Here is an 18,858-nt window from a genome sequence, read left to right as displayed (position 1 = left end):
TTTAGGAGCAACTACCGCAATTAACACCTGCGTGACCGCTTGATTTCCCTCTTATCGGAATCCCCAATCTGGCACGATTGGTGAATTTAATGACATGGAAAGAGAAACCTCAAATTCACCGTTCCGGACACTGCATGGCAGCCGTCACAAACAAGCTTTGTACCTCACCAAAGCCGATGCCGTGCAGGCAAAAACCATCAAAAACGCACTTCCGGAGACAACACCCATGCCCTCTCGCCCAAGCCTTGCAACAAAACCCGGCCGCTATACGCTCGCCACACTGGCAACACTCAGCTGCGCCGCAGCCGCCTTGCCTCTGGCGGCTCAGGCCAGCGTCACCCTCTATGGCACGGTGGATTCGGGTCTGCTCAGCATGTCCAACTACAGTACCGGCGTGGGCTATGTGCCCACCACGGCGCACAGCGGCTCGGCCGTCAAGGCCAAGGACGGCGGCCTGGGCGCCAGCAACTGGGGCATCAAGGGCAGCGAAGATCTGGGCGGTGGGCTACGTGCGAACTTTCAGCTGCAAGGCCTTTTCAACACCACCAATGGCACGACGGGGGGAGCCAACTCCAGCAGCAGCACCTCCTTCTTCAACCAGCTCTCGGTGGTCGGACTCTCGGGCGGCTTCGGTGAAATCAAACTAGGCCGTCAGTTCTCGCCCTCAGCCTGGGCCATGCAATACACCGACGCCCGTGGCATGCGCTACTTCGGCTCGGCGCTCACCACCCTGGTCGGCATGAACAGCGCCAGCCGCTCCTGGATAGGCAACAACTCCAATGTCGCCTTCGGCACGATTTACAACGACAACACCATCGTCTACACCACGCCAACCTGGAATCAGCTGAAATTTGATTTTGCCTACTCGTTCGGCGAGGGCGGCGGCAAGGCCAACTCCCAGCAATCCGTCGCCGCTTTCTATCACAGCGGCGGCCTCAAACTCTCGGCTCTTTACTACAACGGTTATGGCAACGGCCTGCCCAATGCCACGGCTCTGTATACGGCTGCCCTGGGCAATGCCAGTGCCGGCGCTGCTGCAGCAAGCGCCGCAGGTTTCTCACCGACGGCCAACACCAACCGCCTGTACTCCGTAGGCGCGCTCTACAACACCGGCCCCTATACCGTAAGCGGCCAGTACTATGTGGCGCGCAACCCCGACCACGTGATCATGCCCGGCGGTTCCGACAGTCTCGATATGTGGAATATCGGCGCCGGCTGGCGCCCAGCGCCCTATCTCAACATCACCACGGCCTTCTATCACACCAAGGACAACAAGAACGCAGGCCACAAGTCCACGCAATTTGTGATGGGCCTGGAGTATTTGTTCTCCAAGCGCACCTTGGCCTATGTACAAGGGGCTTATGTCAGCAATGACGGGGCCAATATGGCGCTCAGCCCTGTATACGGCAGCCCGGTCGCTGCAGGCAAAGATGTACGGGCTTGGATGGTGGGCCTGCGTCACAGCTTCTGAGATGGGTAGGCGGGATGCGACAGCAACAGGGCGGTCGCATCCTCTGCATGAACACGATGCCGGCCAGGAAGGCCGGCATTCGTGCTGACCCTTGAACGAAGTCAGGTGGATGGAGGGGGCGGCACGGAATGCAGCAATACCGGCGTCTCGCCATCCCCGTTGACGCCTTCTAGCTGCACGCCAAAGCCCCATAAACGCGCCGCGTGCTTGAGCACCTCCAGCACATCGTCTGCCAGCGGACGACCCCGGTGGCGGGTATGGCGCAAGGTGAGACAGCGATCGCCGCGCAGATTGACATTCCAGACCTGGATATTGGGCTCGCGAGCACCCAGATCGTATTGTTGCGACAGCGTCTGGCGCAGGTCGCGGTAACCGTCCTCGTTGTGAATGGCACTGACCAGCAATTCCCGCTCGCTGGCATCGTCATGGATGGAGAACAGGCGCATGTCTCGCATCAGCTGCGGGCTCAGGTACTGACCGATGAAGCTCTCGTCCTTGAAGTTCTGCATGGCGTGATGCAGCGCCGGCAGCCAGGGTGTGCCCGCCATGTCGGGGAACCAGCGTCTGTCCTCCTCGGTGGGGTTCTGGCAGATGCGCCGAATGTCGCGGTACATGGCAAAGCCCAGCGCATAGGGATTGATGCCGCTGTATGCGCGGTGACCGGCCGGGGGCTGATAGATCACATTGGTATGCGAGGCCAGCCATTCGATCATCACGCCATCCGTGAGCCAGCCCTCGTCATACATGGTGTTGAGCAAGGTGTAGTGCCAGAACGTGGCCCAGCCCTCGTTCATCACCTGGGTCTGGCGCTGCGGATAGAAATACTGTGCGACTTTGCGAACAATGCGCACAATCTCGCGTTGCCAGGGCTCCAGCAGGGGCGCATTTTTTTCGATGAAGTACAGCAGGTTCTCTTCCGGCTCCTTGGGAAAACGTTCGTTGCTTTGCGCTGTGCTGCCCTTGCCCGGACGAGTCGGCAAAGTGCGCCACAGCACATTCACCTGCTGCTGGGCATAGGCTTCGCGCTGTTCACGTTCGGCACGCTCGCGGACCAGACTTTTCTTGGTCGGACGGCGGTAGCGGTCCACCCCCAGATTGGACAAAGCATGACAGGAGTCCAACCACTGCTCCACGGTCTCCAGCCCGTGCCGCTCCTCGCATTGGGCAACGAAATCCCGGGCATAGATCAGATAGTCGATGATGCCGCCCGCATCCGTCCACATACCAAACAGGTAGTTGTTTTTGAAGAAGCTGTTGTGCCCATAGGCTGCGTGGGCTATCACCAGGGCCTGCATGGCCGTGGTGTTTTCCTCCATCAGGTAGCTGATGCAGGGGTTGGAGTTGATGACGATCTCGTAGGCCAGGCCCATGTGACCGCGTCGATAACGCCGCTCGGTCGCCAGATAGTCCTTGCCATAACTCCAGTGGCGATAACCCACCGGCATGCCCGCGCTGGCATAGGCATCCATCATCTGTTCGGCCGAAATCACCTCCAGCTGATTGGGATAGGTGTCCAGTCCAAAGCGTGCGGCCGTGGAGGCAATGGCCGCGTGGTAGCGCTCGATCAACTCGAAGGTCCAGTCGCTAGGGTCTGGCAGAGGGTGCTCGGGACGCTTGCCAGCAGGCAAGGGAACAGGAGGAACGCCACGTTGTACCCGCTCGCCAGCGGTAGCGGGTCTCAAGGGATGAGTGCCTTGACGGGGATCCAGGACAGGATACTGAGAGAGGTTCATACCGATACCCCCTCTTTCTTGAACAAATCGCGAAACACCGGATAGATTTCACCCGGCTCGGACACCTTGCGCATGGCAAAGTGCGAGAACTGGGCAGCCAGCTGACTGTATTCCTCCCACAGATTTTGCTCCTCCTGAACGACCTGTACATAGGCAAAGTAGCGCACCAGGGGCAGAATTTTCTCGGCCAGCAAATTGCGGCAGTTGGAGCCGTCGTCATTGAAGTTGTCGCCATCGCTGGCCTGGGCCACATAGATATTCCAGTCGCCCGCGGCATAGCGCGCGCGAATGATCTGATCGAGCAGCACCAGTGCACTGCTGACCACCGTGCCCCCGCTTTCCTGGGAGTGGAAGAACTCATCCTCGTTGACCTCGGCCGCCTGGGTGTGGTGGCGGATGAAGACGATATCTATCTTCTCGTAGTGACGCGTAAGAAACAGGTACAGCAGGATGAAGAAGCGCTTGGCAAGATCCTTGCGCGCCTGATCCATGGAGCCGGAGACATCCATCACGCAAAACATCACCGCCTGACTGCTGGGCACCGGCACCCGGGTGCGGTTGCGAAAACGCAGGTCTATGGGATCGAGAAAAGCCACTTTGTCTATGCGCGCCTGCAGTGCATCAATGCGCTGCTGTAGTTCTGCCACCACCTCGCTGGTGCCATCGTCCTGCTCCAGCAAGGCCTCCAGTTGGAGTTGCAAAGCCTTCAACTCACGCTGTGGTGCCTTGGTCAGGGCGATACGCCGCCCCAGGGCACCGCCCATGGTGCGCAGCAAAGCCAGGTTGTGGGGCGTGCCGTCGTGGCTATAGCCTGCGCGGCGCGTCTTGTACTGCAGCGTGTTGCCTATATGGGTTCGCAACAGGCGCGGCAAGGCTAGATCTTCAAAGAACAGCTCCATGAACTCTTCCTTGGACAGGGTGAAAGTGAAGTCGTCTTCCCCTTCTCCGCTGTCGCTGGCCTGAGAACCGGAACCACCCGCACCGCCCTGGGGACGGGCGATGCGGTCGCCACGCACATGCTCGCTATTGCCCGGATGCACGGTATCCGAGATACCCCCCTGCCCGTGGCGAAACACCGGCTCTCGGATGTCCTTGCGCGGGATGGTGATGTTTTCGGCCTCCTCGATGTGACGGATACCGCGTTTTTCCACCGCTCGGCGTACCGCCTCGGCAATTTGTTGCTTGTAGCGGCGCACAAAGCGCTCGCGGTTGCCCACCGACTTATTCTTGCCTGCGAGCCTACGGTCGATGATATGCAATGCCATCTGTGCCCCCATGCATGGCCCGGCGTGTTAAAGCCGGCGGGCCGGTCAGCTGCTCTTGCGCACGCGCAGATACCACTCGCACAGCAGGCGCACCTGCTTGGGCGTGTAGCCTTTGGCCTCCATGCGGACAACAAAGTCCTCGTGCTTGCGGGCGTCCTCGGCACTGGCCTTGGCGTTGAAGCTGATGACCGGCAGCAGCTCCTCGGTGTTGGAGAACATTTTCTTCTCTATCACCAGACGCAGCTTCTCGTAACTGGTCCAAGCCGGGTTCTTGCCCTGGTTATTGGCCCGCGCTCGCAGCACGAAGTTGACGATCTCGTTGCGGAAGTCCTTGGGATTGGCAACCCCGGCGGGCTTTTCAATCTTCTCCAGCTCGGCATTGAGTGCAGCACGGTCAAAGGACTCGCCGGTGTCGTTGTCACGGTATTCGTTGTCCTGAATCCAGTAATCGGCGTAGGTCACGTAACGGTCGAAGATGTTCTGCCCGTACTCGCTGTAGCTTTCCAGATAGGCCGTCTGGATTTCCTTGCCTATGAATTCGGCGTAATGCGGCGACAGGTACTCCTTGATATAGCCGGTGTACTTGGTCTCCAGTTCGGCCGGAAACTGTTCGCGCTCGATCTGCTGCTCCAGCACATACATCAGGTGAACCGGGTTGGCCGCCACCTCGGTGCTGTCGTAGTTGAACACCTTGGACAGAATCTTGAAGGCAAAGCGTGTGGAGATGCCGGACATGCCCTCATCCACCCCCGCGTAATCACGGTATTCCTGGTAGCTCTTGGCACGCGGATCCGTGTCCTTGAGGCTTTCGCCGTCATAGACCTGCATCTTGCTGAAGATGCTGGAGTTCTCCGGTTCCATCAGACGCGTCAGCACCGCGAACTGCGCCATCATCTTGAGCGTGCCGGGCGCGCATACCGCACTGGACAGTGACGATTCACGAATCAGCTTCTCGTAAATTCTGGCTTCTTCCGAGACCCTCAGGCAGTAAGGCACCTTGACGATGTAGATGCGGTCCAGAAAAGCCTCGTTGTTGCGGTTGTTGCGAAAAGCTTTCCACTCACTCTCGTTGCTGTGCGCCAGCACCATGCCGTCAAAGGGAATGGCACCGAAGCCTTCCGTTCCCTTGTAGTTGCTCTCCTGCGTAGCCGTCAGCAAGGGGTGCAGCACCTTGATGGGCGCTTTGAACATTTCGACGAATTCCAGCAGCCCCTGATTGGCCAGGCACAGGCCGCCAGAGTAGCTATAGGCGTCGGTATCATCCTGGGCAAAATTCTCCAGCTTGCGGATGTCCACCTTGCCCACCAGACTGGAGATGTCCTGGTTGTTCTCGTCGCCTGGCTCGGTCTTTGCGATGGCGATCTGTTTGAGTATGCTGGGATAGCGCTTGACAACGCGGAACTGGCGGATATCGCCTCCCAGCTCCTCCAGCCGCTTCACGGCCCAGGGCGAGAGCACGTGTTGCAGGCAGCGCCTGGGGATGCCGAACTGTTCCTCCAGCACCGGGCCGTCTTCCACGGCATCGAAAAGCCCCAGCGGCGACTCGTTCACCGGGGAGCCTTTGAGCGCATAGAACGGCACTTTCTGCATCAGATATTTCAAGCGCTCGGCAATGGAACTCTTGCCGCCACCCACAGGGCCCAGCAGATACAGGATTTGCTTGCGTTCCTCCAACCCCTGTGCAGCGTGGCGAAAGAAGCTCACTACCTGCTCGATGGAATCCTCCATGCCGTAGAACTCGGCAAAGGCCGGATAACGACGGATGACCTTGTTGGCGAACAGGCGCGACAGCCGGGGCTCGTTGCGCGTGTCCACCATCTCGGGCTCACCAATGGCCGCCAGCATGCGCCGGGCGGCACTTTCATAGGCCATGGGATCACGTTGGCACAAGACGAGATATTCGTCCAAAGACATCTCTTCTTCGCGCAGCCGAACGTAACGAGCAGCTGAGTTGTTGATGACATCCATACGACCTCCCATGGCGGCACCCGAGGGCGAACAGTGCCGCAAAGTTGCAAGGCTTTCGCTACCGTATGGAACCTTTGTAGCACCTTGTTCCGGCTTTGAACAGACCATTGATTCCACTATGCGTGCCTGGTGCACGAGCTCCATGGCAGCTCTTGTAAGAGTCTTCCCCAGTACCCTGCTCTGAAGAAGCGGTCAGCTCTTCTTGATCACCTCAACCGTCCCACGTAAACCATCAGATGTTTGCTGACGCAGTATGTCTTGAATCTCTGTCTCATCCAGGTTGCCGTACCAGCGCCCTTCCGGATAAACGATCATCAGCGGGCCGTGATTGCATGGGTACTGGCAGCTGGTCTGAAGCAACATGAATTTCTTCTTCAGCGCAGGATCCTCCCTCACCATCTGCCCCAGCTTGGGCCACAGCGACAAAGCGCCTTTGGCCGCACATCTTGGCCCCGTACACCACAGAACATGATGCTGGTGTTCTGGCACCAGCGACCATCCTTTGGGATCGGCCTGCCAATCTTCATCACCGACCACCGTCACGACATCTTCGTGCTGCTGGGCTTGATACACCTTGTCAAACAGCAAGTCCTCAATCCCTGCGGTTTGCAGCAACGGCGCTGTGAAAACAATTCTCGGCAACGGTTCGTCGGCCGAAAACCGGGCACGCCAGCGCATCACGACCTTGTGCATCCAGCGGCGCAAGGCAGGTTCATCCGGGCCGAATACCGGCACGATGGCAATGCTGTTCAATGGCAGGGATGCACTTACCAACAGCGCATCCAGCGCTTCTGGCAGAGAAGGCTCTGTCCTGTCGATAAACGCGATGCAAACAAGCAGTTTTTGCCCTTTTTTCAGCGCTGCCCGTTTGAGTTGCTCGGCCAGCGCTTGCAACTCCTGCTTGGCCGCACTGCCAACTCCTCCGCGTCCCAGCAGAATCATGGAAACCGTCTCGGTCATCGGCATGCATCCAGCGGTCAATGTGCTTGCGTCGCCGTTCATGGCTGTGCCTGACTCTGTTTGAGCGTGGGCCAGGTCAGCGCATCCGTGGTGATCTCCAGCTCAGGGTGCAAGGTTGCAGCCAAGCGCTGCGCGACCTGCACGCTGCGAGGTCCGGGAGTGGCCTGGGCATAGCTCATCACAAAAAACTGGCGCTTGCGAATTGCACTGACTTGGGCCAATTCCGGTTTGGCGAGAAGAAAGCCCATCTTGCCCTGTGCGCTGGGCATGCCATAGTCAACGATGACAATCCATTGCGGGTCTCGCTCAATCACGTCTTCCCAGTTACCGCGCGGCCAGTTGCTGGGAATATCGTCAAAAATGTTTCTGGCTCCGGCGGCATCCAGAATCGCCTGAGGCATGCCATAGCGTCCCGCCGTCACTGGAATTTTTTCCCCGCTGTCAAACACAAAAACACGCGGTTTGCTGGCGTTGGCCGCCATCTGTCCGGCCAGACGTTCACGGGCAGTCTTCAGCTGAGAGATCCGTGGAATGGCTTGACCCTCGACGTCAAAGATACGGGCCAAATTTCCAAGGTCCAGCTCCACATCTTCCAGGCCCACTCGCTGTCGGGCATTCACCCGAATGCAAGACTCCGCCAGCACATAGGAAGCAATACCATGCTCGGCAAGCAGCTCGGGAGTGACTCCACCCGCCCGAAATCCATAACTCCAGCCCGCAAAGACAAAGTCCGTACGGGCATCGACCATGGCTTCAAGACTCATGTCATGCGATGAAAGATTCGGCAAAAGATCCAGCACCGGTTTGATCTCGGGCGCAATCTCTTTGCGCGACGGAATGCCCGAGTAGCCCACGAGTCGGTCCCCCAGCCCCAGAAAAAGAAACATCTCCGTGATGTTCACATCGTGGGTTACCGCACGCTGCGGCACCTGGGTATAGGTTTGCGGCTTGCCGCACACATCGAGCACCAATGGCGGGTCATGAGGCATCGGCTGCAACGCAGCAACTGCGTTGGAGTTTTCCGTCAATTGCGCTGCGTGGACCTGATCCGACACTGGAGCCCGATCACAGCCTGCAAGCAGCGCTGCAACCGGGAACCAAAGCAGACAGAGCGCTGCATTGATAGATGGCATGGTTCTGTCTGCCCTCACCGCTTAGAAGCGCATATGCGCAGTGATCTCGAAACTGCGGCGATTGCCCAGCAACCATTGCGTGCTGCCGTAAGCAGACGCGGCATAGGTCTTGTTGGTCAGATTGCGACCCACCAGGCTCAAGCGGGTTTTGGGGTTGAACTGCCAGCTCAGCACGGCATCCGCCACCGTATAGCCGGGCAAAACCGAGGTGTTGGCATTGTCATTGAAGCGGCTGCCCACATGACGCAGGCCTAACGATGCGCGCCAGTCGCTCACGCTGTAGTGGGCCCAGAGATTGGCCGAATATTGAGGAATGTTCGCCGGACGATTGCCGGCACGGCTGATGCCAGAGCTTCCTTCGCGCAACTCGTCGAACTGCGCGTCCACATAGGCCAGATTGCCTTCAAAGCGCAAAGACTTTGTGGCATTGAGTGCTGCAGTGAACTCCACACCCTTTGATGACTGCTTTCCGCCTTGAATCGACTCGGAAGGGCGATTCGGGTCACGGGTGATGATGTCTTTCTTGGCGATATCAAACACCGCCACCGTCCACTCCCCACGGCCATTTCCCAGTTGCTGCTTGAGACCCAGCTCGATCTGCCGCCCCTTGGTCAGGCTGAAGCCCGAGTTGGATTTATTCAGGGACAGCAGACTGGTAACCGGATCATGGCCGGTGCTCATCTGCGCATAAACATTGGTGCTCTCATTGATGCGATAGCTTGCGCCCAGGCGCCAGGAAGTGCCGCCCAGAGATTTATCCAAGGTAGCGCTGCTGATCAGATCCTTGCGGTCAAAGTCATACATATCTCTGCGCAGACCAGCCATCAGCTGCCATTGCTCGCTGAGCTTCCAGACATCCTCCACGTAGAAAGCGTTCTGCCGAATCTTGGACTCGACCCGTGCCTTGTACACATCCGGGCTGTCCCAATAGCCATTGGAGGTATTCCAGGCAGAGACCACCGAATCGCCACTGTAAGGCGAGTTGTTGAGAGCGGTAAACCGGGCTTCGGAAATATCCCAACCTGCAGCGATCTGGTGACGGCCGGGTTTAAAGACTACCCCCAGGCGGTTGCCCGTCTGCTCCAGATCGTGACCGATTTCCAGATAGTCATAGCGTGCAATCGTGCCGGTTGCGCGATCGTAGTCATAGCCCTCGATATTCTTCCAATGCCGATCGGCCTTGAAGTGATAAAGCTCGTTGCGCAGCGTCACAGCCTCACTAGGCTGCCACTCCACTTTGGCCTTGAAGCGCTTGTCCTTGAGACGGATATCGCTATCGAGAAAATTGAAGTTCTTGTCGCGCAGCTCGGTGGCAAGACGGCCATCCACCACCGGCGTGCCGAAATAGCGTTCGGGTTTTTGATCGCTGATATCGGCCGTCAAGTCCACGCGCAAGTCTGCGCGAGGCTGCCAGCGCAGCGCACTCATGATTTTCTTGCTGTCGCTTCTGCCCAGATCACGCTCGCCATCGCTACGTTCACCGTACAGATCAACACGGTAACTCCATTCCTGGCCTATGGACCCTGTCGCGCCTATGCCGGCGCGCGCGCTGCCATTCGAGCCGGCGCCGACCATGGCTTCCACAGAGCGCTCACGACTTGGCTGCTTGCGCACAGCGTTCACTGTTGCGCCCATGGTGCCGCTGCCATACATCAACGACCCTGGGCCACGCAGCACATCAAAGCGCTCGTAACCCCAGCTGTCATGCGGATAGGTCGTCGTGCCGGCAGCAACACCCAGCATGATTCCATCCTCGGCCACGCCAACCGAATTGACGCCATTGAAACCACGACTGGCGAAGGACAGGCCGCCATTGCCAGGAGAGCTGGTGGCCGTCAGTCCCACGGTACGACTGACAGCATCCACCACGGCGGCATCGGCACGTTCGGTGATTTGCTCGGAAGAGACAGAATCCAGGCTGGCGGGCAAGTCCTTGACGGGAACGGCCAAATAGGAGCCGGAACGCGTCGTCTGATTGAGCTGCAGCTGGGGCAGTTCTCTATCGTCTTTGACAGTGACTTCCGGCAAAGTCGCGTCGGCCAAGGCCAGGCCGGGCATCCCGGCCAGCAGCTGCACTGCAGCGCAGCTGGCAGTCAACGCAAAACGGGTGGAGTAGGAATGAAGAGCACGCGCATTCGAGCGCATTGTGGTGTGAGGCATAGCTTCGGAAGCTCATACCGCCTGATGTGAAGGCCGCACACATAACAACCAGTCGCCGCAGGACGACAAGCGCAATAAGGCTGCCGTCCACACCCCGCAGACAGTTGTGAGAAAGATGCGCAAAGCGCACCGCCATCAGCTCCAGGCCGGTCTCCGGGCTCACAGAATTCTTTATGTTTCCAATAAAGCAGATCTGACCTTCCCAAGCAGCCCATTCAAACGAAGTTGAATCAGCAGCACTCAGTGGCTGAAGTCCGGAGAAATCCGGTCTTCTTCAGATTTTTTCTGTATACCGTTGCGGGGGCAGCCAAGGACTCAGGCTTTTCGGCCCTTACCTTGTTCCCGTTTCACTCGCATCTTCATGCAAGCACCTGAAGTTGGTTTGCTAATTGATTAGCGTTGCGGATTCTATCCGCGTCGAGCGAAAAATTCCCGATTGCACGCTCAACATTCATGTTTTTCAAGGTATGAAAACGCCACTCTACCGAGCTTACGCCGCGTCAGCAGCCAGTTTCATGAACCCATCATTTTTTGGCGATGCAAGCAGCCTCCATGCGAGAGCCCGGTCGAACCGAATCAGCTACGCCTGCGCAGCAAATAGATATCCATGATCCAGCCGTGCTGCTGACGAGCTTGCTGCCGCCTGGCACTGATGTCGGCCTTGATCTGCGCCAACCGCCCCTGCATCAGGATTTGCTGCGGCATGCCCAGATAGGCACCCCAGAAAATATCGACATCGGGCTCGACCACCTGCTCGTACGAGCATTGACCGTCCAGCATGACCACAAGCGTATCAACGCCTGCTGGCCAGGCTGCCTCGCGCAGTTGACGGCCGGTGGTCACCAAAAACGGCGCGCCGATATCGTTGAGCGCTATGCCATGCGCGCTGCACAGGACCTGCATTGATGTGATGCCAGGCACCACCTTCACCTGCGTCTTGGCCAAGCCCAGACGCGAAGCAATGCGCAAAGTGCTGTCATACAGAGCGGGATCGCCCCAGACCAGCAAGGCCACACGACCTCGCTCATGCCCAGACTCATGCCCATGGCCCGCAGGCAGATGGGTAGACAAACACGCTCTCCAGCGCTCAGCGATGGCGTCATGCCATTCATTGACCTGCTGTTCGTAGTCGTCCCCTTGCTGGCGGCGCACAGGCATATCGAAGTGCGCAATACGACTCGAGTCCACGCACAGATGTTGCAAAAGCGTCATCCGCACTTGCGCCAGTTCGGCCTTGTTATCCTCCTTGTGCGGCAGCAGGATCAGATCGGCCTGGCGTATCGCCTTCTCTGCCTCGCGCGTTATGTGGTCGGGGTTGCCGGTGCCGATTCCGATCAGAAACAGCTCCAGCATCAGATCCCCTCAGCGCCAGCAGGAAACCGGGGCTCATCGCCGCGAGGACGGTAACGCCGGTCATAGTCGTCGGCATAAAGACAGCTGAGCCCGAAGCCCTCCTGGCTCAAGGTACGCCCCACCAGAATCAAGGCACTGCGCTGCAAGGCATTGGTCTGCGCCGCTGCAGCAATCTCCCCCACACAGGTACGAACAATGACTTCATCCGGCCAGGAGGCTCGCCAGACAATGGCTGCCGGGCAATCGGCGCCGTAATGCTCCAACAACTCCTGCTGGACTTGCTCTGCCATATGCACCGAAAGATGAATGGCCAACACCGCCCCTGTGGCGGCAAAAGCGGCCAGCGCCTCACCGCTAGGCATGCTGGAGGCTCGCCCCGAGGTCCGGGTCAGTACAACGGACTGGCAGGAGCCCGGCAGCGTCAACTCCGCGCCAAGCGCTGCAGCCGCAGCGCTAAAGGACGGCACACCAGGCGTCACCGTATAAGGAATCTGATGCTCGCGCAGGCTACGCAGCTGCTCGCCCATGGCCGACCAGATGCTGAGGTCGCCAGAGTGCAAGCGGGCCACATCCAGACCCTGTTCATGGGCTTTCTGCATTTCCGCGACGATGTCCTGAAGCGACATGGGTGCCGTGTTGACCAGGCGCACGCCCTCGGGGCAATGCGCCAGCAACTCCGCAGGGACCAGCGAGCCCGCATACAGACACACAGGGCAAGAGGCCAAAAGATCGCGCCCACGCACCGTGATCAGATCTGCAGCGCCCGGGCCGGCGCCTATAAAGTGAACTGTCAAGAAAGAACTCCTGTTTTCATTGAATAAGAAGCCGGCATGCAGTGTGCAATCGCCAGCGTTGCATGCCGGTCGGCCGATACCATGCGCGGCATAAGCAGGCGGACGGCTTCATGCATATGCCTACGCTTAGGACTGTGATCTGCCGAAAGCTCTGTATGCTTTGCGGCGCTGCCTGCCAGTTGCTCGGCACCGTAGATGGCCAAGGCCTCGGACACGCTGCCGACGCCAAAACGCTGCTCAATGCGCAAAGAGACAGAGTCGGTATTGACTTGCCGAATATTGGCTTCCTCGCACACCCAAAAATCTGCATGTGATGTTGCCGACGCGGCCCAGCGCTTCAATTCAGGCCAGGCAGGGGTATGCAGCCTGGACGCCAACACGGCATGGGTCCAGTTGCTGTGTGTCAGCTCGGATGCCGCCAGCGCTTGACATGCCTGCTCCCAGCAATCGCTGAAAGAATGCTGCAGCGCACCGGCCCGAAATCCCCAGCCAGCGATCAGCGCCATCATGCGCTCCACACCCACTGAACCAGAGGTCTGGCGGTGTTCCACGATTGCATGCGCCCCAGGGGCTGGGCTTCGCTCCACTGCAGCTGCAGCAGCTGCCCGCCATGCTCGCGGTGCAAATCCATCAGAAGCGCCTGCGTCTGCAGCGCCACGGCGTTCACCACCAGTCGCCAGGGCCCACGCAAACGGCTGCGCAAAGCGTTGAACAAGTCCATATCAAAACCGCCACCGACAAACACGGCCTGCGGCTGTGGACTCAATGCATCCAGCGAGGTCAGAGAGTCGCCATGAATCACCTTCAGCCCAACCGCATAACGCTGTGCGTTCTGCGCAATCCCGGCAACCCGCGCGACGTGCTGCTCCACGCAGATGGCCTCTCCACCGGCCAGACACCATTCAATCGACACCGAGCCGGAGCCCGCACCCAGATCCCACAGACACTCGCCCTTGCGCGGTGCAAGCGCGGCCAGGGTCATGGCCCGCACAGGGCTCTTGGTGATCTGCCCGTCATGCACAAACATGTCCACGCTGCGGCCTGGAACCTGCACCAGCCCCAGACCGCCGCGTGCTTCAAAGGCGGCCGCCACAGGGGCGCTGGCCGCTTCGTCGCGCAGCTGCCCAAGCAATTGCTCAGCCGATGCACTGCAAATGCTTTGCTCCGCGCTGCCTGCATTTGATACCAGCCACATGGGACTGCTGCCCCAGCCCTGCTCACACAACCACGATGCCAGACTGTGCGCAGCCGGCCCATCGCGCAGCAGGCAGATGAAACGCTCGCCGTCAGCCAGCAGCGGTCTCAGTGTCTCCAGAGGTCGGGCATGCAAACCAAGGCAATGGCTATGCTCCTGAGACCATCCCAACTCCCCGGCAATCCAGGAAAATGTGGAAGGCTGCGGATGGTTGCGCCACTCACCACGCTCCAGATGCTTTGCCAGCGATGCACCGGCGCCAAAATGAAAAGGATCGCCCGAAACCAGAACGGCGACCTTTGCCTTCTGGCGCAGCAGCAGCACGGGCTCCACGCTGAAGGGAACCGGCCATGGCCTACCTTTCTCCCCGACCTGCCCCAGCACCAGATGCCGTGGACTGCCGAAGACGACACTGGCATCATCCAGGTCCCGCTGAGCGGCCGCGCTCAAGCCATCCCGCCCGGAGGGATGTATTCCGATAATAGAAAGCCACGGATTGGCCATGACCCAAGTTCTCCTGTTAGGTGGCACGTTTGATGCCCATCTCATGTCCACCCGCCTTCATGAGGCCGGTGTTCAAGCCATTTATTCGTATGCAGGCGCCACCCAAACCCGTCGCACGCCCGTACTGCCCAGCCGGGTGGGCGGCTTTGGGGGCATCGATGGATTGATGCGCTACCTGCAAGAGCAAGGTATCAGCCATGTAATCGATGCCACCCACCCTTTTGCCACACAGATGAGCAGCCATGCCATTGCCGCCTGTACAGCGCTTGGCATTCCACTGCTGTCTTTGGAGCGCCGACCATGGCAAGCCACACCTGGCGGCCAATGGACCCACGTGCCCGACATGAGCGCGGCCGCCGCCGCACTTTTGCCGCATTGCAAACATGTCTTTCTGGCGATCGGTCGCAAGCAGCTTGCGGCTTTTGCGGACAAGGCTGCGCTCCACCACTTTCTGCTGCGGGTGATTGACGCCGGCGATAGCGACTTGCCCCTGCCCGCTGCCAGCTATGAACTGCTGCTTGCGCGCGGCCCGTTTCAGCTGGAAGCCGAATTGGCACTGTTGAAGCTGCACAGCATTGACTGCGTGGTCAGCAAAAATGCAGGCGGCACGGACACTTACGCCAAGATCGAAGCGGCAAGACTGCTGCAGATCCCCGTCATCATGGTCGACAGGCCTCGCCTGCCCGTTCGGCCCCAGTGCGAGACAGCACAAGAGGCCATGGAATGGCTGAACAGCTTTCGCTGAAAGCGCGAATGCAGGCCCGCCCTTTCGCGCGCTTTTTTGTCCGATTGCTTGCGCGCCGCAGCCAGCCATGGATTTGCCAAGCCCCATCGCTATCTCACGGCTTTGCGAGCCGGCCATAGCTGCGCGGCGTATAGACATGCCGCCCGACCTGGCGCGTCTGGCTATTGCCCACAATCACCACGGTGCGCATATCGGCCATGTCGGCGCTCACGGACTCCAGCGGCAGCACCAGAAGTGTTTCATCCTCCCGGCTGACATTGCGCGCAAAGCAGATCAGGCGCTGCGGCTCGCACTCGCTGCGCAGCACCTTCAGTGCACGCTCAAAACCTTCGGGCCGCAACTTCGAGCAAGGGTTGTAGAACGCCATGGCAAAGTCGGCCTGCGCCGCCAGGCGGATACGGCGCTCGATGACCGAAGCCGGCTTCAGATTGTCTGAAAGATTGATGGCACAGAAATCGTGGCCCAAGGGCGCTCCCAGCCGTGCAGCAGCGGCCAGCATGGCGGTAATGCCGGGCTGAACATCGATATCGACCGTGCTCCAGCACTCAAGTTCCTGCGGCGTTGCACTGTCCAGCACTTCGAACACTGCGCTGGCCATGGCAAACACGCCGGGGTCGCCGGAAGACAACATGAGCACCCGCCGGCCTTGAGAGGCCAGATTCAGCGCATTGCGTGCACGCTCAAGCTCCTCGCGGTTGTCGCTGGCATGCAGCTGCAGATGCGCCATTCCCGACAAACGCTCGACATAGGGAAAATAGCCAAAGGCATCGGTTGCGCCCGCTAGGCTGGCACGCACCTGATCCGTCAGCAGGCCGTCTGCCCCCGGCCCCAGGCCGACCACACCAAGGCTGCCACGTTGTGGTTTCTGGTTTTGCATGGCTGCCGCCTCACATGTCATTGGCCGGACGCCGACCTTGGCCGTGCACAATCACGATGGCAAAGTACGGGCAGCGCTCCGGCGCATCGCGCAATGGCATGACTTGCTGATCCGCCATGGTGCCGTTGATGACCAGCCAGCCTTGTTCCAGCTTTCCCAGGTCGGTGAGCAGCGCCCGAATGCGACTCAGGTGCCTCCCCACCTTCATGATGACCAGAGCATCGGAGCGTTCCATGTGCTGGCGCAACTGCTGATCGGGCAAGGTGGCCGGCAAAACGCTCATCACATCATCGCCCCATGTCATGGGAATACCGGTGGCATGCCAGCAGCCCACCATCCCCGGAATCCCGGGCAGCACGTCGACAGCCACCACGCCCTCTTGGCGCAATCGCACATACAGGTGCATGAAGGAGCCGTAGAAAAACGGATCGCCTTCACACAGCACCACCACATCTTCGCTGCGCGTGAGTTCCGTCAGTCTTGACTGCCAGCCCAGGTAGAACTCCGAGAGCTGGGCGATATAACGCGGATCGTCATGCGGAATCTCGGTGGTGACCGGGTACTCCATCGGATACTCCGTCACCTCCGCATGCAGCATGCCATTGACCAGTTGCCTGGCTTTTCCCGGATGGCCCCGCTTGCGAAAGTAAGCCACATGACGCGCATTGCGCAGCAAGCGATCCGCCTTGACGCTCATGAACTCCGGGTCGCCAGGGCCCAGACCCACGCACACAATCTTTCCACGATTCATGGTTGCAACCTCACTCAACAACGCTGGCCAGCGCATTGACTGCTGCCACCGTAATGGCCGAGCCGCCCAGGCGCCCTTGCACCACAGCAAAGGGAATCCGACCCCACGCGCATAGCGCATCCTTGGATTCCGCCGCACCGACAAAGCCCACCGGGCAGCCGATGATGGCTGCGGGCCGCGGACACTCCGGGTCTTGCAGCATATTGAGCAGATGAAACAGCGCCGTCGGAGCGTTGCCAATAGCCACCACGGCCCCGTCCAGATGCGGGCGCCACAGCTCCAGCGCGGCAGCACTGCGTGTATTGCCCATTTCCCGCGCCAGCTCCGGAACCTCGGCATCGTTCAAAGTGCAGATGATGGGATTGCCGGCCGGCATGCGCTTGCGCGTGATGCCTTCGCTGACCATGCGTGCATCGCAAAGAATGGGCGCGCCGCGCTGCAAGGCGGCCTCGGCGGCAACGGCAAAGTCCGGGGAGAAGCGAATATGCGCCGCCAGCTCCACCATGCCGGCGGCGTGGATCATGCGGCAGGCGACCCGCTCTTCCAACGCCGTAAAGCGCGCCAGGTCAGCCTCGCGGCGAATGATGGAGAAGGATTGCCTGTAAATCTCTTCACCCTGGGTTTCATATGTGTAGGTCATAAATCAGCTTGGAAATTTGGCTTGGCTTGTTGCTCAAGGCCTGAGGCGAAATTTGCGCAACAGGATTGGCTATCCGGTCCGGACTGCATACATGGAACACGGCCTGGCTGGCAACCGGGTCCGCGCTTTCGGTGATCTGGCTGTCTGCCCCCGCTACGGCCAACAGTACCGCCGTGGCCTCTGGCGGGAGTGCACAGCACTTGGCACAAGCGCTGAGGTGCAAATGCGCCTTCTCTGGCACTTGCGGTGCCAGCCACAGCGCCAGCTCTTGAACCGTCACAAGAGCCTGGGTACAGCGCGGCGCACCGGTGCAGGCCGATACGCGCAGACGGGCATCGTCGGCCTGCGCAATCCAGTACGCAGGCTCGGCAGCGGCAATTTGACAGGCCAGCGATTTAGCATCAAACAACAGCGAGCGCCATGGCGTGACACGGATCTCGGCTTGCGAAGGCATATGACGCACGACTCTGTGCATTGCTGCGGCATCGATTCGCCCCAGAGGAGCGCCCATCACCCGGCTGCCATCCTGCAGCAACCCGGGAAGAACCGGGACTGTGCGCTCCGCCTCAACCAAGCCGGGCCCATCGCTGAAGCGCTCCGCTTGGTTGAGACAGGGAAGATCCAGCGCATCCGGGATTTGCAGTTTCTTCAGGCGCGTAGGGGCAGGCGTAAAAGCCCTGCGCTTCTGCGCAAACCACAGGGCGGCATTGACAGCAGCGGCGACCGCATCGTCGACCTTATCGAAGCCATACCCATGGCCGCAGTCGCCCAGGCCAAGCCCATAGCGGCCGTCGTCGCCCACCCATAGGCAAAGGTCTGCCCCCATGCCACTCATGCGGCGGCGCGAGTCATCCACCACCAAACCAAATTTGCTTGGCAGTGCCTCCAGGCCCCTGCCGTGCAAGGCTTTGGGGCTTAGCTGGGTTTGAACCGTCTGCGTCAGCAAGACGGCCAGCGCATGCGTCGGGTCGCCAAGACGATAAAACGGCGTGCAATGCACGGCAGGCGCCTGATCGGCATCGGCGTCTGCGGGCAGCAGATGCGCCTGCAACAATGCAGAGTGCACAGTGGACAGATGCGCTTCGCTGACCCCGCGCAGCTGCACATTGCCCAGGCGGGTCAGCTCGATCTCGGGATGGGCATGCGACAGCGCCAACTCGGCCAGCACCAGCCATTGCTCTGCGCTAACCGAGGCGCAATGGGGGCGTATGCGCACAATCCAGCCGTCCTGCGCCTGCATGGGCCACCAGCCCGTAGGGCACCAGCCCTGGACTACGGCGGTACTACGCCCGGCAAGGTTCTCCTGCAT

Annotated in this window: 16 protein-coding genes and 1 riboswitch; of the genes, 2 read left to right on the top strand and 14 right to left on the bottom strand. The window is 59.8% G+C overall.

Annotation, left to right across the window (positions count from 1 at the left end):
• The first annotated feature begins 226 nt into the window (after positions 1-226).
• A complete protein-coding gene (locus EAO39_RS11075) occupies positions 227-1,471 on the top strand; it encodes a porin (protein ID WP_162989529.1) in 1,245 nt (414 codons plus the stop codon).
• A gap of 101 nt (positions 1,472-1,572) precedes the next feature.
• Here the strand turns inward: EAO39_RS11075 and EAO39_RS11070 are convergent, their stop codons facing one another.
• The 10 genes from EAO39_RS11070 to cbiT form a co-directional block, all read right to left on the bottom strand.
• Complete coding sequence (locus EAO39_RS11070; protein ID WP_120967434.1) at positions 1,573-3,204, bottom strand: SpoVR family protein; 1,632 nt, start codon at positions 3,202-3,204, stop codon at positions 1,573-1,575.
• A complete protein-coding gene (locus tag EAO39_RS11065; RefSeq protein ID WP_120967433.1) occupies positions 3,201-4,469 on the bottom strand; it encodes a YeaH/YhbH family protein in 1,269 nt (422 codons plus the stop codon). Before EAO39_RS11065 ends, EAO39_RS11070 begins: the two co-directional genes overlap by 4 nt.
• Positions 4,470-4,514: 45 nt before the next feature.
• A complete protein-coding gene (locus EAO39_RS11060) occupies positions 4,515-6,437 on the bottom strand; it encodes a PrkA family serine protein kinase (protein ID WP_120970948.1) in 1,923 nt (640 codons plus the stop codon).
• Positions 6,438-6,629: 192 nt separating this feature from the next.
• Positions 6,630-7,439 (bottom strand): (2Fe-2S) ferredoxin domain-containing protein, encoded by an 810-nt coding sequence (locus tag EAO39_RS11055; RefSeq protein WP_120967432.1) that lies wholly within the window; start codon positions 7,437-7,439, stop codon positions 6,630-6,632.
• Positions 7,436-8,386: an ABC transporter substrate-binding protein gene (locus EAO39_RS11050; protein ID WP_205589371.1), complete on the bottom strand. Its 951-nt coding sequence runs from the start codon at positions 8,384-8,386 to the stop codon at positions 7,436-7,438. The genes EAO39_RS11055 and EAO39_RS11050 overlap by 4 nt, the downstream gene beginning before the upstream one ends.
• A gap of 165 nt (positions 8,387-8,551) precedes the next feature.
• Complete coding sequence (locus EAO39_RS11045; RefSeq protein ID WP_240466959.1) at positions 8,552-10,690, bottom strand: TonB-dependent receptor; 2,139 nt, start codon at positions 10,688-10,690, stop codon at positions 8,552-8,554.
• A 126-nt stretch (positions 10,691-10,816) separates the two neighbouring features.
• A riboswitch (cobalamin riboswitch) is annotated at positions 10,817-11,080 on the bottom strand.
• Between the two features lie 186 nt (positions 11,081-11,266).
• Positions 11,267-12,043 carry a precorrin-6A synthase (deacetylating) gene (gene cobF / locus EAO39_RS11040; protein ID WP_120967429.1) on the bottom strand — a complete coding sequence of 259 codons (777 nt, stop codon included), beginning with the start codon at positions 12,041-12,043 and terminating at the stop codon, positions 11,267-11,269.
• Positions 12,043-12,837 (bottom strand): precorrin-4 C(11)-methyltransferase, encoded by a 795-nt coding sequence (gene cobM / locus EAO39_RS11035; RefSeq protein WP_120967428.1) that lies wholly within the window; start codon positions 12,835-12,837, stop codon positions 12,043-12,045. The genes cobF and cobM overlap by 1 nt, the downstream gene beginning before the upstream one ends.
• Complete coding sequence (locus tag EAO39_RS11030) at positions 12,834-13,346, bottom strand: cobalamin biosynthesis protein (RefSeq protein ID WP_120970946.1); 513 nt, start codon at positions 13,344-13,346, stop codon at positions 12,834-12,836. Before EAO39_RS11030 ends, cobM begins: the two co-directional genes overlap by 4 nt.
• The gene (gene cbiT / locus EAO39_RS11025; protein ID WP_120967427.1) at positions 13,343-14,536 is read right to left on the bottom strand and encodes a precorrin-6Y C5,15-methyltransferase (decarboxylating) subunit CbiT; all 1,194 of its coding nucleotides are present in this window, start codon (positions 14,534-14,536) and stop codon (positions 13,343-13,345) included. Before cbiT ends, EAO39_RS11030 begins: the two co-directional genes overlap by 4 nt.
• Here cbiT and EAO39_RS11020 point away from each other — a divergent pair.
• Positions 14,529-15,281 carry a cobalt-precorrin-6A reductase gene (locus EAO39_RS11020; RefSeq protein ID WP_240466958.1) on the top strand — a complete coding sequence of 251 codons (753 nt, stop codon included), beginning with the start codon at positions 14,529-14,531 and terminating at the stop codon, positions 15,279-15,281. The two genes, cbiT and EAO39_RS11020, sit on opposite strands and share 8 nt — an antisense overlap.
• A gap of 94 nt (positions 15,282-15,375) precedes the next feature.
• Here the strand turns inward: EAO39_RS11020 and cobJ are convergent, their stop codons facing one another.
• Genes cobJ through EAO39_RS11000 form a run of 4 tightly spaced genes read right to left on the bottom strand, consistent with a single transcriptional unit; the run spans position 15,376 to position 18,858 of the window.
• Positions 15,376-16,158: a precorrin-3B C(17)-methyltransferase gene (gene cobJ, locus EAO39_RS11015; protein ID WP_120967425.1), complete on the bottom strand. Its 783-nt coding sequence runs from the start codon at positions 16,156-16,158 to the stop codon at positions 15,376-15,378.
• 10 nt (positions 16,159-16,168) lie between these two features.
• Positions 16,169-16,909 (bottom strand): precorrin-2 C(20)-methyltransferase, encoded by a 741-nt coding sequence (gene cobI, locus EAO39_RS11010; protein WP_120967424.1) that lies wholly within the window; start codon positions 16,907-16,909, stop codon positions 16,169-16,171.
• Between the two features lie 10 nt (positions 16,910-16,919).
• Positions 16,920-17,549, bottom strand: coding sequence for a precorrin-8X methylmutase (locus EAO39_RS11005; protein WP_120967423.1), 630 nt, complete (start codon positions 17,547-17,549; stop codon positions 16,920-16,922).
• Complete coding sequence (locus tag EAO39_RS11000; protein ID WP_162989528.1) at positions 17,533-18,858, bottom strand: nitrite reductase; 1,326 nt, start codon at positions 18,856-18,858, stop codon at positions 17,533-17,535. Before EAO39_RS11000 ends, EAO39_RS11005 begins: the two co-directional genes overlap by 17 nt.

Origin of the sequence: Comamonas sp. lk (assembly GCF_900564145.1) — a bacterium.
In the GTDB taxonomy this organism is placed as follows: domain Bacteria; phylum Pseudomonadota; class Gammaproteobacteria; order Burkholderiales; family Burkholderiaceae_C; genus Comamonas.
The sequence above is the reverse complement of the archived record's forward strand: the minus strand, read 5'-3'. Positions and strand labels throughout refer to the sequence as shown.

Bases quoted from the DNA above. Each gene is read 5' to 3' on its own strand.
- cobI (WP_120967424.1), bottom strand. From the start codon at position 16,909: ATGAATCGTGGAAAGATTGTGTGCGTGGGTCTGGGCCCTGGCGACCCG.
- EAO39_RS11050 (WP_205589371.1), bottom strand. From the start codon at position 8,386: ATGCCTCATGACCCGCCATTGGTGCTCGATGTGTGCGGCAAGCCGCAA.
- EAO39_RS11065 (WP_120967433.1), bottom strand. From the start codon at position 4,469: ATGGCATTGCATATCATCGACCGTAGGCTCGCAGGCAAGAATAAGTCG.
- EAO39_RS11005 (WP_120967423.1), bottom strand. From the start codon at position 17,549: ATGACCTACACATATGAAACCCAGGGTGAAGAGATTTACAGGCAATCC.
- EAO39_RS11055 (WP_120967432.1), bottom strand. From the start codon at position 7,439: ATGAACGGCGACGCAAGCACATTGACCGCTGGATGCATGCCGATGACC.
- cbiT (WP_120967427.1), bottom strand. From the start codon at position 14,536: ATGGCCAATCCGTGGCTTTCTATTATCGGAATACATCCCTCCGGGCGG.
- cobF (WP_120967429.1), bottom strand. From the start codon at position 12,043: ATGCTGGAGCTGTTTCTGATCGGAATCGGCACCGGCAACCCCGACCAC.
- EAO39_RS11030 (WP_120970946.1), bottom strand. From the start codon at position 13,346: ATGATGGCGCTGATCGCTGGCTGGGGATTTCGGGCCGGTGCGCTGCAG.
- EAO39_RS11075 (WP_162989529.1), top strand. From the start codon at position 227: ATGCCCTCTCGCCCAAGCCTTGCAACAAAACCCGGCCGCTATACGCTC.
- EAO39_RS11000 (WP_162989528.1), bottom strand. From the start codon at position 18,858: ATGCAGGAGAACCTTGCCGGGCGTAGTACCGCCGTAGTCCAGGGCTGG.
- EAO39_RS11045 (WP_240466959.1), bottom strand. From the start codon at position 10,690: ATGCCTCACACCACAATGCGCTCGAATGCGCGTGCTCTTCATTCCTAC.
- EAO39_RS11070 (WP_120967434.1), bottom strand. From the start codon at position 3,204: ATGAACCTCTCTCAGTATCCTGTCCTGGATCCCCGTCAAGGCACTCAT.
- EAO39_RS11060 (WP_120970948.1), bottom strand. From the start codon at position 6,437: ATGGATGTCATCAACAACTCAGCTGCTCGTTACGTTCGGCTGCGCGAA.
- cobJ (WP_120967425.1), bottom strand. From the start codon at position 16,158: ATGCAAAACCAGAAACCACAACGTGGCAGCCTTGGTGTGGTCGGCCTG.